The 13,536-nt window shown below is 69.1% G+C and carries 10 protein-coding genes; 6 read left to right on the top strand and 4 right to left on the bottom strand.

Annotated elements, in window-relative coordinates; genetic code table 11:
* The first annotated feature begins 138 nt into the window (after positions 1 to 138).
* A complete protein-coding gene (locus tag F0U60_RS30720) occupies positions 139 to 648 on the top strand; it encodes a DUF2380 domain-containing protein (RefSeq protein ID WP_395805035.1) in 510 nt (169 codons plus the stop codon).
* Positions 645 to 1,115, top strand: a complete 471-nt coding sequence (locus F0U60_RS30725) for an NUDIX hydrolase (RefSeq protein WP_395805037.1) — start codon at positions 645 to 647, stop codon at positions 1,113 to 1,115. The genes F0U60_RS30720 and F0U60_RS30725 overlap by 4 nt, the downstream gene beginning before the upstream one ends.
* A gap of 228 nt (positions 1,116 to 1,343) precedes the next feature.
* On the opposite strand, the gene F0U60_RS30730 is transcribed toward F0U60_RS30725, so the two are convergent.
* The gene (locus F0U60_RS30730; RefSeq protein ID WP_395805039.1) at positions 1,344 to 2,327 is read right to left on the bottom strand and encodes a hypothetical protein; all 984 of its coding nucleotides are present in this window, start codon (positions 2,325 to 2,327) and stop codon (positions 1,344 to 1,346) included.
* A 29-nt stretch (positions 2,328 to 2,356) separates the two neighbouring features.
* Positions 2,357 to 3,046 carry a hypothetical protein gene (locus tag F0U60_RS30735; protein WP_395805041.1) on the bottom strand — a complete coding sequence of 230 codons (690 nt, stop codon included), beginning with the start codon at positions 3,044 to 3,046 and terminating at the stop codon, positions 2,357 to 2,359.
* Positions 3,047 to 3,344: 298 nt separating this feature from the next.
* On the opposite strand from F0U60_RS30735, the gene F0U60_RS30740 reads away from it, so the two are divergent.
* Positions 3,345 to 6,431: a cyclic nucleotide-binding domain-containing protein gene (locus F0U60_RS30740; protein ID WP_395805043.1), complete on the top strand. Its 3,087-nt coding sequence runs from the start codon at positions 3,345 to 3,347 to the stop codon at positions 6,429 to 6,431.
* On the opposite strand, the gene F0U60_RS30745 is transcribed toward F0U60_RS30740, so the two are convergent.
* On the bottom strand, positions 6,316 to 7,701 hold the full coding sequence (locus tag F0U60_RS30745; RefSeq protein WP_395805045.1) for a hypothetical protein: 1,386 nt from the start codon (positions 7,699 to 7,701) through the stop codon (positions 6,316 to 6,318). The two genes, F0U60_RS30740 and F0U60_RS30745, sit on opposite strands and share 116 nt — an antisense overlap.
* A 118-nt stretch (positions 7,702 to 7,819) precedes the next feature.
* On the opposite strand from F0U60_RS30745, the gene F0U60_RS30750 reads away from it, so the two are divergent.
* Positions 7,820 to 9,427, top strand: coding sequence for a bifunctional metallophosphatase/5'-nucleotidase (locus F0U60_RS30750; protein ID WP_395805047.1), 1,608 nt, complete (start codon positions 7,820 to 7,822; stop codon positions 9,425 to 9,427).
* 105 nt (positions 9,428 to 9,532) lie between these two features.
* On the opposite strand, the gene F0U60_RS30755 is transcribed toward F0U60_RS30750, so the two are convergent.
* Positions 9,533 to 11,422 (bottom strand): nitrogen regulation protein NR(II), encoded by a 1,890-nt coding sequence (locus F0U60_RS30755; protein ID WP_395805049.1) that lies wholly within the window; start codon positions 11,420 to 11,422, stop codon positions 9,533 to 9,535.
* A 280-nt stretch (positions 11,423 to 11,702) separates the two neighbouring features.
* Between F0U60_RS30755 and F0U60_RS30760 the strand changes: the two genes are divergently transcribed.
* Entirely contained in the window at positions 11,703 to 13,040 is a 1,338-nt protein-coding gene (locus F0U60_RS30760) for a hypothetical protein (RefSeq protein ID WP_395805051.1), read from the top strand.
* Between the two features lie 16 nt (positions 13,041 to 13,056).
* On the top strand, positions 13,057 to 13,527 hold the full coding sequence (locus tag F0U60_RS30765) for a putative toxin-antitoxin system toxin component, PIN family (RefSeq protein ID WP_395805053.1): 471 nt from the start codon (positions 13,057 to 13,059) through the stop codon (positions 13,525 to 13,527).
* The last annotated feature ends 9 nt before the right edge of the window (positions 13,528 to 13,536 follow it).

Consider the following 13,536-nt stretch of genomic DNA (forward strand, 5'->3'; position numbering starts at 1 on the left):
TGGAGGCAGCGGCGCGAGACGTCCCCGCCCTGGTAGGCCACCTCACCGGCGAGTTCGCCGCACTCCGTGAGGCCATACGCAAGGGGGCGGAAGTCCTCAAGAAGGCGCTGGCGTGTCGTCTCCGCCGAGTGGGTGGAGATGATGAACCGGCTGGTGCGGGCGGGCGTCCTCTCCGTGCCAGCCGTCAGCGCCGCCGTGCGGATTCAGGCCGGCCAGGTATTGATGGCGCAGGCGCATGGCGAGCTGCCCAGGGGCGTGCGCGAGGCGCTCGGCGACGGGCCCGAAGTGCGAGCCATGCGCGTGACGGGCAAAGCGGGGGCGGGCATGGCCGAGCCCCCGGAGCACCACGTCATGCCCAAAGAGTTCCGCGAGTGGTTCGAGAAGCGCGGCTTCACCGGCGAGATGGACATCGACCAGTTCTGCGTCAAGCTGGAGCAGGCTCACCACGAGGCCATTCACGGTGGTGGCGACTGGAAGCTGGGGCGCACATGGGCCGGCGAGTGGAACCGGATGATCATGGATGCGCTCTATCAAGCCGAAGCCAAGGTGGGCCGGATGCTGACGCGAAACGAGGTGCTGGACATCGTCGCGTATCGCATGAGGCGCTATGGTGTCCCGATGGAGTTCACTCGCGGGAGAGGGCAATGAACGGCGGACAGGCTTGGCGGGGCAACTGGCGGGTCCGCCTGTACGAGCGGGTCCGTAAGCGCGGCTACGATTCGCTCACTGCCTTCGCGAACGCCCGCCCCACCGCCTCGCTGGTGGCGCTGGCTGAGGAACTTGGCGAGGAGGATGTCGTCGGGGCACAAGTGTTGAGTGGGTTGCTCGCCGAGGCTGAGCAACGCAAGCAGGTCACGCGCTTCGTCCGCGATGTGCTCGTGCGCGAGCTGTCCGAGTGTCTTCCAGACGGCTGGCCGGCCATGCTCGATGACGCCAATCGCTTCAAGGTTGCCAAGGCGCTCGGCTCGTGGTTTGCCGACACCCCTGAAACCCATAGGGCTCGTGCCGATAAGGCCAGCGATGCCCTCCTTGCTACGCCGCCACCGCCCGGCTGGCGGCCTCTCGGCCCTGACGACGAGTTGCTTCGCACGCTCCTGCCCGACGAGGAAGTCTGATCCTCCCCTGCCCCTCCAGGAGAGAGCACCGTCAAACGAGACAGGGGCACGCAACCAGAAGCCCAGGCGCTGTACCGGGGTAGGGCCAGTCTGGTGGAGAACGTCAACGCACAGCTCAAGCAGCACTACGGCTTGGAGAACTATGTTTCCTCTCCCGTCCCCGTGTCGGCCGACGAGGGCCGTGCTGCGCCCTCCCCCGGCCTCTCTTCTCGATTTATCGACTGCTCCTCAGTACACGACGAGCGGGTGCGGCTCGTAGTAGCCCACCACGGTGAGCACCGGCAGCTTGGGGGCATCGTCGTCGTCCTCGCTGCCACCCGAGGTGGTGCGCAGCCCGTCGAAGCGCGCGAGCACGACGAAGTCCTTGCCCGGCGCGAAGAAGGGATCCGCGTTCGGCAGGCGGCCGAGGGCCTCGAGCCCCGTCTCGCCCGAGACGTTGTCGAAGCGACGCACGGTGGACGCGTTCTGCTCACGCTCGCTGGTGGAGATCTGCCCGCCCAGGTTGGACCGGCCGAGCAGCCCCACATCCCCACCGACCGCGCCGGAGTGCACAGACACCGAGTCCTTGCGTGTCGCGTAGCCCACGGGCTGCTCACTCTCGACGGAGCCCAGCTCCTGCTCCACGAGCCACACGGTGGGCTTGTCACCCTCGCTGCGCACGTCCGCGACCTGGGCGCGCAGCAGCACGTAGCGGCCCTTGTAGATGTCCGGCTGCGCGATGGCGGCCGCCAGCCCGAAGATGGGCACCTTGCGCTCGTGCAGCAGCTTCAGCTCGCCATCCACGCTGCCGCCGCGCTTGGCCACCACCTGGGCGATCATCTGCGCGGCGTCCGGCCGGACCCGCAGTTCCTCAGCCCACGCGTCGCTCAGCAGCGCGCCCAGCAACGTGAAGTGGGAGTACTGCACGCACGACCTCAGCGCGACCCAGGCCTCGTCCTGAGACGTGGGCAGCAGCTTTCGCGCCGCCACCTCGCACTGCGCGGGCGTTGCGTAGCGGGCGCCGAACGCCTTCTCCGAGGGCCTCGAGGGCCTCGGGGCAGGCTCTCCCCTGTCCACGAGGGCGGAGCGCTCCTCCATCGAGCGCCGCTGGGACTCCTGTGCATCCACCGAGTGGGAGTGCCTCGACGAGCCACACCCCACCACTGCCACTGCGCACAACAGGGCCGCACCCGAGCGGGCGACCCCTTTCGACATCTTCTGGAAGGCAGACATGATTCCTCGCTCCATCCCGCCGGTTGCCACTACAGCGACCCCGTCGCGTGGGACGGCTGGCGCACCCGCTTCACCGGCCGCCAGTCCCCGGACGAAGGTTGGGAGACCGGCATCATCAGGGAGCACGCCTCGCCGCACTGGTTGGACAGGCACGCGAGCGCGGTGGCGCCCAGTTCCTGGTGGGACACATTCTCGTGGCACCGCGCACCCGCGCCCGGGCAGCCACGCTTCTCGGCACACTGGCAGCACGCGGAGGCCACCGTCGCCATCATCGCGGTGTCCTGCAGTACCGTGGACAGCTGGCGGTAGCAGGCGCGAGCGGCCGGCGCGAAGCGGCCCTTCGCGTCGATGACGGGCACCTTCCCGTCCAGGCCACACGCATCCTCCGCGGCATCGGCGTACTTGCGCTCGCACGTCGCCACGAGGTTCTTGTCCGCGGCGACGCCCGAGGGCGGCTTCGCGGCCTGCAAGCACAGCGCGTGTCCAATCTCCTTGAGCGTGCGGATGTTGCCCGCCGCCTGCGACTGCACGTCCGTGGAGGACGTCACTTCAGCCTCGAAAACACACTCACGGCCCGATCTCAGCGTCTCCACGGTGCACGCCCAAGCCGTGGGCGCCTCGTTCACCTGGGGAGGTGCACCCAGCGCTTCGGCGGGCAGGGTCGTGCCAGCTGCGTCCGGAGCCGAACAAAGAAGGGCAAGAATTACGGCGGTGATCATGGTGCCCTCAAGCGTAGGACCAACGCGCCTCATACACAAACCGACCCACGGGGGTGGGCCACCATGAGTTCACCTCATGAACGGTGGCCAGCACTGACACGCTTTCAATGGCAGAAACACGAAACCCCAGCGCCCTTCCGCGCCTGGGACGCGTTGTGCACCCGCTGTCACCACAGGTCCTGCACCGGACATCCCCGCGAGAGGGAGAGCCGCGAGCGGTGTCTGCCCGCCTCCCCTCCATTCGAGAGCGAGCTTCCTTCTGGAAATTCCGGTTTTCGACAGGTAGAGTGCACTCCCCGTGGCAGTCCAAGAGTCGCAGTCCTGGGGCCACCGCCTGTGGCCCGCGGCGACATTCCAGTTCGCCCTCATCGCTGGCGTGACGCAGCTGAAGACGGCTGCCAACGCACTTGTGTTGTCGCGCTTCGAGTCGCACACGATGCCCTACCTGTACCTGGTGGGCGCGCTGCTCGTGGCGACACTGACGCTGCTGCCGCGCAAGGAGCAAAATGCGCCCAGCGAGTCCCTCAGCGTGCTCACCGGCGTGGGCGGGTTGGTGGTGCTGGGGCTGGCCGCGGGCGTGTCCGTGGGCCAGAGGATTCCAGCGCTGGTGCTGTACCTCTTCGTGGATGCCTTCACCACGTTCATCTCCCTGCGCTTCTGGGGGCAGATGGCGTCGACCTTCGACGCACGCGAGGCCCGGCGGGCCTTCACCGCGCTCAACGGGGTGGGCATGGCGGGAGGCATGCTGGGCGGCTTGCTCGTCCAGGGGCTCGCCGAGCGGCTCGGCACCGCCTCCATCATCGTGGGCGGGGCGCTGTCGCTCTACGCCGCGGGAGTGGCCTTCCACTTCCACAAGGGCGAGTCGCAGCACCCCTCGCGCACCCGCAACCTCGCGCCGTCCGTGGCGGCCTGGGAGTACCTCTCCACCAGCAGCTATGCCCGGGTGCTGGCGGCGCTGGGCGTGAGCTTCGCGGTGCTGTCGTCCTTCGTCGACTACCTCTTCCGCCTGCGCGTGGAGAACACGCTGAGCGAGGACGGGCTGGCGGCGCTCTTCGGCTCGCTGCAGCTGTGGATCGGCCTGGTGTGCGTCGTCTTCCAGCTGCTGGTGGCCGAGCGGCTGCTCAAGCGGCTCGGGCTGATGCGCTACCTGGCGCTGCTGCCCGGGGCGATGGCGCCGCTGGCGGTGGCCTCGCTGGTGACGACGGACCTGTGGCCGGTGCACCTGCTGCGGCTGCTGGAGAACGCGGTGAACTACTCGCTGCTGCCGGTGGGCGTGCAGCTGTTGTACTCGGCGGTGCCGGATGAGGAGCGCGAGGCACTGCGCGGCGCGGTGGAGGGCCTGCTGCGCAAGGGCGGGACGGTGCTGGCAGGCGTGCTGCTGATTGGCGCGGGCCGCGCGGCCAACGGTGTCTCCATGGCGTTGGCGGTGGTGGGCCTGTGCGGGTTGCTCGGCGTGCTGCTGCTGCGGCTGAGGCCAGCGTACGTGGAGGCGCTGGGCGAGCAGGTGGGCGCCACCCCCGAGGACGAGGAGCTGGGCCGCGAGGATCGCCGGCTGCTGGTGGAAGCGCTGGGCTCGAGCGCGCCGGATCGCGTGCTGAACGCGATGGAGCTGCTGACGCAGGAGGGGTTGCCGCTGCGGCCTCACCTGTCCGTGCTGCTGCGCCACACGCACGAGCGGGTGCAGGAGCGGGCGGTGACCCTGGCGTTGGAGCTCCAGGCCACCGAGACAACGCCGCTGCTAGAGCAGCTGGTGACGCTGGGCCCGCGCCGCGCGAGAGACAGCGCGGTGTGGGCGTTGGCGAAGCTGGCGCCGGATCGGGCAGAGGTGCTGCTGCCGCCGCTGCTCCAGAGCCCGGACATTGGGCTGCGCTGCGCGGCCATTGGCGCACTGCTGACCACGAAGTGGCGCGCGGCGGCGCTCGTGTCCCTGGGGGCGCTGGCCGCCCGGGGTGCACAGGCCCCGGTGGCGGATCGCCGCGAGGTGGCTCGGCTGTTCGGTCGGCTGAAGGACACGAGCTACACGCCCATGCTGACGTCCTTCCTGGGCGATCCGGACAGCACGGTGCGGCGCGTGGCGGTGCGCTCCGTGGGCGAGGGCGGCTACGTGAAGCTGGCGCCCCGGTTGCTGACCTTCCTCACCTGGCGCGAGGAGCGGCGCGAGGCGCGCGAGGCCCTGGCCGCGCTGGGTGACGAGGTGACGCCGCTGCTGGAGGCGACGCTCAACGATCTGTCCGCGCCGCTGGCCATGCGGCTGCAGATCCCCCGCGTGCTGCGCCACATCGGCACGCCGGCGGCGCTGCACGCCCTGCTCTTCTCCAACGTGCGCGATGATGCCCGGCTGCACTTCCGCATCGGCGCGGAGCTCTCGCGCCTGCGCGACGAGCACCCCGAGCACCCGGTGGACGTGGATCGCGTGCGCGAGGCCCTGGGGCGACGACGCGACGTGTACCGCGCCCTGGTGGAGCCCTTCCGCGACTTGCGCGCGGAGCTGGGAGACCACTCGCTGCTCACGCGCATGGTGGGGGATCGGCTGGATCAGGCGCTGGAGCTGTCCTTCTTCCTGCTGGGCCTCCTGCACCCGCCCCAGGTGATGCGGCGCGTGCACCAGCAGGTGGCGGGACAGGACGCGCGGCGGCGGGCGTACGCGCTGGAGCTGCTGGAGACGCTCACGGACGAGCAGGATCGGGAGCTGGTGCGCGAGCAGGTGGAGCTCCACCACCGGGATCTGCCTCCGGGCACGCCGGGCCGGTTGGAGGCGCACCTCGCGTGGCTGTGCCGCAGCGAGGATGTGGTGCTGCGCGGATGCGCGCGCTACGTGGCGGGCCGGATCGGCATGGATCTGCCGCCGTCACAGGAAGGAGATATGAGTCAGGCGACGGTTCAGAAGCTGTTCCTCCTGGAGGAGGTGCACGTCTTCTCGCAGAACGACGTGGACGACGTGGCGGCGGTGGCGGCCATCGCCCGCGAGGCGCGCTTCCGCGCGGGCGAGCGCGTCTACAGCGAGGGAGATCCGGGTGACGCGCTCTACGTCATCGTCGAGGGCGCGGTGGACGCCATCAGCAACGGCGAGCACGTGTTGCGGATGCGGGCCAAGGAGACCTTCGGCGACCTGAGCCTGCTGGATGGTGCCCCCCGCCCCAACGATGTCGTGGCGGTGGAGGACACGCGGGTGCTCGTCATCGACCGGCGCGACTTCCTCGATCTGCTGGCGGACCGCCCGGAGCTGCTCACGGGCTTCTTCCGCGCGGTGAGCCAGCAGCTGCGCGCCGTCATCCAGGCTTCGGAGACGCGGCAGGCCGGGGAGCTGCTGGAGATGGGGCATCACCAGCAGAAGCAGCAGGAGGAGGAGCCGCCCCCGCCTCCGGAGCGGAAGGCCGCGGGCTAGCCGTCCCCGCCCCCTGGCCGGCCCCGCCCGCGACGAGCAGGTGGCCGGCGGCCACGGGGATGAAGGGGCGCAGGAAGCACTTCACCACCGGGAGCGTCGCCAACGCCCGCGCCACCGCGAGCCCGCCGAGGCTCCAGGGCTGCCGCTCCACGCTGGCAATCGGGGAGAACACCGGGCGCGTCAAGGACGTCCACTTCGAGTCGTAAGCGCCCATCACCCCGCGCAGGGGCGCGACGCTCGACACGGTGCGAGAGGTGGTGAGCCGCTTCCAGCCGCGCAGGAACCAGGGCTCGCGGGGCTCCGACTCGTTCCAGGCCAGGGCGCTCTTGCCCGCGGAGAAGACCACGAACCACCAGGCGCCCCACACGGACAGCATCACCGTCAGGAACTCCTTCCCAAAGGGAAGGAACTTGGAGATGAACCACAGCAGGGGCACCCCGGCGGCGAACACCACGAAGGCCCTCCAGCGGCGCTTCAGCTTGTTGCGCATCCATGGCAGGTTGAGCCGGACTCGGGGGGTGAGTGGCTCGTCCTCGGGTGCGAGCCCGGTGCGCAGGCTCACCTCGCGCGAGAGCGCCGTGTGGTAGTCGCGCGACAGGGCGATGACGATCCACTGGGCGAGGTGCAGCGAGGACAGGAGCGCTGCCCAGTACACGAGCCGGTGCACGGTGCGCTTGCGTGGGCGCTCAAGCTCCTGCGCCGCACGCCGTTCCTCCTCGGCCTTCTTCGCCTCATCCAGGGCATTCTGCACGGCGACCCGAACCGTCTCCTGGTCCGCTCCCGCCTTCGCAGCGAGCGTCGCCACGCCCTGCGCTACCTGCGCGAGCTCCTCATCCTGCTCTACCTGTTCCACCTCCACCCGAACCGCTTCCGCCTGCCCCTGGGCCTCCTCCACCTCTTCGGACCACTCCTCGAGTCCGACAGACTCCACGACCTCCTCGCCCGGGCGAGTGAACACCACCCCCAACGCCACGACGACCGCCACCTGGACGAATGTCACTTTCAGGTAACGCCACCGGGTCTCCCTGTCCGCTAGCAGGACTCGGGCCAGGTGGAACGGCAAGCACAGGCCGTGGATGAACTGTCCCAGCCGGTTCACTGGCAACGGAACACTCCGTTGGTGGAAGTGCTCCGCGCCCTGACGCACGTCCGCCCACACCTGCCGGAACTTCTGCTCGTAGGCGGAGGCGGGCTCGGGCTCAGGGTTCCCCCCACCCTGCTCCCGGCTCGGAGGAGGAAGGGTCTCCTTCTGGTAACTCTGCACGGGCATGACGCTAGCACGAGGGAGCGAGCAAGGCGGGAGGCCCCGGGGAGGCCCCCTTTTTGACGACCCCGGGGGGGAGGTGTGCTATTCGCGCAGACGTACCGCCAACAAAGTCGGAGCCCTCATGCATCAAGAGTCCGAATCCAGGCCGGCGACGGGTGAGAAGACCCCGTGGCGCCGCGCTTCCGGTGTGGTGGCCTTCGCCCTCCTGGGCGCGCTCACCGGCTGCGACAAGAATTCCTCTCAGGAGAACAAGCCCGCGGCGACGGCCCAGCCGGCGCAGGCCCCCGCGGCGAAGCCCGCCCCCAAGCCAACCACGGTGACGGTGCTCATCACCGGCAGCGCCAACGGTCAGCTGCTGCCGACCACCCCCGAGGGTGGGACGCCGACGATCGGCGCCGCCGAGCTGCTCGGCTGGTGGACGGCCAAGGAGAAGCACTGTGCCGGCCAGGTGAAGGACGGCCAGGCGGCCTGTAAGGACGCCACCACACTGGCGCTGACCATCGGCGATGCGTGGAACGGCCCCGCCATCTCCTCCTTCTTCTACGGTGAGCCCACCGCCGCGGTGATGGGCCGCATGGGCTTCGCCGCGTCCGCTCTGGGCAACCACGAGCTGGACTATGGGCTGGAGCAGTTCCAGAAGAACCACCAGGCGGGCGGCTTCCCCTTCCTCGCGGCCAACCTGCAGGTGAAGGACGCGGCGCTGGCCAAGGGCTGGGATCTGCCGGGCTTCAAGGTGTTCGAGCGCCAGGGCCTGAAGATTGGCGTGGTGGGCCTGACGTCGCCCAAGACGGTGAACACGGCGATGGCCGGACGCGCCGAGGGCCTGGAAGTGATTCCCGACGAGCAGGCGCTGACGAACGCGGTGGCCGAGGCCCAGAAGGCCGGGGCGGACACCGTGGTGGTGCTGGCGGACGAGTGCCCCAGCGATCTGCAGCCGATCGTGGGCAAGCACCCCGAGTGGAAGGTGTCGGTGGTGGCCGGTGGCCGCTGCCCGGAGCCGGTGAACACGAAGGAGGGCAACACCACCTACGTGTCCCTGGGCCGGGGCTTCGACAAGTACCTGCGCACGGCCTACACCTACGATGCCTCGAAGCCCGAGGGTGAGCAGGTGACGGCGGTGGAGACGTCGCAGGTGGACGTGACGAGCGGCGAGGGCGCTCCGGCTCCGGACGCCGAGCTGGCCAAGCTGATCTCCGACTACAAGACCCGGCTGGACACGGCCCTGGGCGAGCAGATCGGCTTCACGAAGAAGGCCTTCGAGAAGGACTCGAAGGAGCTGGGGACGTGGGTGACGCGCGCCATCCAGGCGCAGCTCAACACGGACGCGGTGGTGCTCAACCGCAAGGGCTTCCGCGAGGGCCTGCCGGCGGGCCAGGTCACCAAGGGCTCGGTGTACTCGGTGATGCCGTTCGAGAACTCGCTGATGGTGGTGGAGGTGAAGGGCGAGGATCTGGCGCGCCAGTTGGCGAACCCGGAGGCGGTGTTCTCGGGCTTCACGGCGGCGGGCAAGGGCAAGTTCAAGGACGCCAAGGGCAAGCCGCTGGATCCGAAGAAGCAGTACAAGGTCGCGACGGTCGAGTACCTCTACTTCGGGGGTGACGGCTTCGAGTTCGAGAAGCTGGATCCGGAGCCGGGCGAGACGGGCATGTCGTGGCAGACGCCGGTGATCGACTGGACGAAGGACCAGGCCACCACCGAGGCGAAGCCGCTGGACAAGGTGGTCAAGTAGTCCGCGAGCACGAAGGACTCAAACCGGGGCCCGGTGTTCCCACCTCCCCTCTCCCGCCGGGAGAGGGCCAGGGTGAGGGTACCGGGCCCCTCGTGTTGAGAACGTTCACCGCGCCACCGCGGCCTCGATCATGCCGGACGAGTGCCGAGACCTTGCGGGCTCCACGAGTGACGCGTCCCGGGTGGGCAACTCGAGCGTGAAGGTGGCCCCCCGGTTCTGCCCGGCACTGGTGCAGAAGAGCGAGCCCCGCATCTCCTCGGCCGCCAGGGCGCTGATGTGCAGCCCAAACCCATGCCCGTCCCGCTTCGTGGTGAAGCCCTGGGTAAAGAGGCGCGGCAGGTTCTCCGGGGTAACGCCCACCCCGTTGTCCTCCACCTCGATGCGCAACCGCCCTCCGGTCCCTGGCCCTACCCGGAGCGTGAGCTGCTTGTCCTCGCGCCCGGTCTCCAGCAGTGCGTGACGTGCGTTGCTCACCAGGTTGAGCAGGATTTGCAGCAGCTTGTGCCGGTCCACCCAGAGCGGCGGCACCTGGGCGTACTCACGCCGCACCTGAATCCCCACCGTCTCGAAGGACAGGGCATGCAGGCGCAGCGCATCATCGAGGAGCTCTGGGATGGGGAGCAGCTCCACCATCCCCGAGGAGCTCGCATGAGCCTGCTGCATGCTCACCACCGCCTTGATGTGATCCAGGTTCTGGCAGAGCGTGCGCATCTCCTCCAACACCGCGTCGCGCTCTTCCACGAGCCGCCGAGCCAGCGCCTTGAGATAAACGGGGAACTGCCGTCCTCGGGGATCCGTGGTGACGAAGGAGCCCAGGTCCGCCGCGTGCTCCTCCAGCAGCTCCGCGGCCCGGCTCATGGCAGGCACGCGCAGACCGTGCAGGCGCTCCGTCACAACGCCCGCCGAGACATTCACGCTGTTGAGCGCGTTGCCCACGTTGTGGAGCACACCCGTGGCGATCTCCGCCATGCCCGCCTGCCGCGACACGTCCAGCAGGTTGCGGTGCATCTCGCTCAGCCGGGCCTCGGCCTCCTTGCGCGCGGTGATGTCCCGTCCGAAGAGCGTTGTCCCCACCACGCGCCCCCCGTCCCCGCGAACAGGGCTGACGGTCAGCTCCAACGTGATCAACCGCTCCTTCGGCGGAAGGAGCATCTCCTCCTTCACTCGCTCCCCTTTCAGCGCACGGGCCATGAACCCGTTCCACCGGGCCCGCTCCTCCGACGGGAACTCGCCGAAGGCGGGCTCGCCCTTGCGAAGCTCTCGACCCGCGATCCGCCGGAAGAGCTGCTTGGCCGAGTGATTCGCGGTGATCACCCGCCCCTCCGCGTCCAGGGAGAGAACCAGGTCATCGGTGCTCTCGATGAGGCTGACGAGCTGGCCCTCGCTCTCGCGAAGCGTCCGCACCATCTGCTCGACCATGGCGTACGTCTCGTCCCGAGAGGAGACGAACAGCCAGCTCATGGACCAGGCGCACAGCACGTAGACGGCCGCGAAGCTGCACAGCACGGGCCCAGGACCTTCCAGCGAGCCCCAGGTGTGGAGCGGGAAGACGAGCCCCACGCTCACGCAGATGAGCGCGGAGAAGAGCAGGCCCAGGCGCCAGCCCAGCAGATAGACCGACACCACGGGGACAAGCATGATCGAAGCGTGCGTGGCCACCGCCAGCTCCTTCATGGTGAGGATGTTGGTGATCAGCCCCGCGGTCACCAGGGAGCACAGCAGCAGCGCCAGAGGCCGAGTCGAGGAAGACCAGCGCAGCAGCACCAGCGCGCCGCCAAACCCCGCCACGCACGCCACAGCCACCATGACGATGCTCAGTGGAACGGGATTGAGCACCGCCTGGAGCAACACCAGCGCGTCGCACGCGAGCAGACCCCAACACACCCCGACGAGCATCCTCGCTCGGCCGAGCTCCAGGGGAGAGGCCTGGCGCAAAGACTCCGATAGAAAGCCATCTAACCGCTCCACGAACCGCGCGCGTGGGCCCTGGCTCATCGTCTTCCCCCCAGTCGAAGTGATGATGCGCTCAAGCATCCGCCAGGCGATCCGTCCCGTTCAACGGCGGGTCCGGCCATCTGCGATAATTCGGATAATGCCTTTGCTGGACGATGACTGACGCCTCCTCCAGACTGCGCCGGCCATGACTGCCCCCCACGCCTCTCAGGGCGAGGCATCTCCTCCTCTCTCGACCCCGAATCCCCCCGTGTCTCCCCCCGGTAAGAAGCACGAGCGAACGTGGTGGCCCGGGTGGCTCGGGGTGTTGTGTGGGGTACTCATGCTCGGAGCGCTCGCGCGGTACGTCTACCGCGAGGCGGACACGGAGCAGTTGCTGGGGTCCCTCGATGGCATCCTGGGTTGCTTCTCCGAGGGACGGTGGGTGCACTGCACCAACGCGGGCAAGTGGCCCCTCTTCCAATACCTGCCGGCCTTGCCCCTGCGGTGGCTCGGCATGTCGCTCGAGGGCATCGGTCGCGTCCTGAGCTACTTCAGCCTCGCGGCCTTCGTGGCGCTGCTGGTCGTCAGTTGGCGAACACTCGCACCGCGCTCGCGACCCGTGGCGGTCATGGCCGAGCTCGTGCTCTGCAGCGGACTGTTCATCCACTACTCCAACCGCTCCTTCGGAGAGATGGTGTCGGCCTTCCTCTCCGCAGCGCTCGCGGCGGCCTGGCTGCGGCGCCGAGGCGCGGGGCTCGTGGCGGTGCTGGCCTTCCTGACGAGCCTCACCAAGGAGACGGCCTTCCCCTTCATCGGGCTCATCGGCGTGACGTGCGCCGCGGTGCACCGCGCTCCGGGGACGTCCTGGCTTGCCCTCTTGCGTGCGGAGCGCAACCGCCTGCTCGGAGCGGCGCTGGGAACGGTGTTGGGGCTGGCCCTGTTCGTGGCCGCCAACTTCTTCCGCTACGGGTTGCCCTACAACATCACCTATTTCCAGGAGGCGAGCTGGGGCCCTTCGCTCGCGTTCCAACTGGAGAACTCCGTGGCGCTGTGGCTGGCGCCCAACGCGGGCCTGCTCTTCTTCTGGCCGCTTCTGGTGTTGATGCTGGTGGCGTTGCCCGTGGCCGTCTGGAAACAGCGTCGCGAGGGGGCCACCGTGGGCTGGGAGCCTCTCGGGGGGCTGGGCGTGATGATCGTCCTGCTCACCGTCTTCCTCGCACGGTGGTGGGCCCCCTTCGGGTGGTGGGCCTGGGGCTCGCGGCTCATCCTCCCGTGGATGCCGGCCGTGCTGCTGGTGGCCCTCTACGCCTACGCCGAAGCCGCCGAGTCCCTCATCCGGCCCCTCGTGGCCACCCGTGTGCGCGCCGGGGTGCTCACCCTCGTGCTCATCGCCGTGACGCTCCCGCACGTGGCGAGCATCTTCCGCTCCAACGAGATCATCCACACCGCCATGACCTCGCGAGGCGAATGCGTGACGCCCAACACGCCGGCCACCCACGAGCCCTACTACCGCTGCATCCGGATGCTGGCCTGGGAGGGCCCCTTCACGCTGGCAAATGCCTACAGCTTCGTGCCCCACCCCCAGGTGCGGCTGCGTGCCCTGCTCGCCACCCTCCTGGCCGCCGTGGGCGGAGCGTGGCTCTGGCGCGTGACTCGGCCATCATCCGCCAGGGCCTGAGGTCGACTCGCCCGCCATGTCTCAAGCGCCCTCCGATTCCCACCCCACGCCACTGCCGCTGGTCCTCGACACCAACGTGGTCCTGGACATGCTGGTGTTCGACGACCCCGCGGTGCGCCCCCTGGGCCAGGCCCTCACGGCGGGCGAGGTCACTGCATGGGCGGATGAGGAGACGCTGGCAGAGCTGGAGTACGTCCTCGCCTACCCCACCTTCCAGTTGAGTGAAGCGGCCCAGCGCGACGCCTCTGCGCGCTACCGCAACCTCGTGCGCATGGCCGAGGTCAACCCGGAGACACCCCTGCCGCCCCTGCCCCGCTGCCGCGATCGGTCCGACCAGAAGTTCCTCGTCCTCGCCGCGCGCGTACAAGCCACCTGGCTGGTCAGCAAGGACAAGCGGTTGTTGTCCCTCGCCGACCGCCAAGGTCTGCCCTTCGGCATCCTCACCGCGCGGCAACTCGCGGAGCGGCTGGGATGGCGAGTGCGTTGAACGGGCGCA

This window comes from Archangium minus, assembly GCF_044360475.1.
Lineage (GTDB): Bacteria > Myxococcota > Myxococcia > Myxococcales > Myxococcaceae > Archangium > Archangium minus.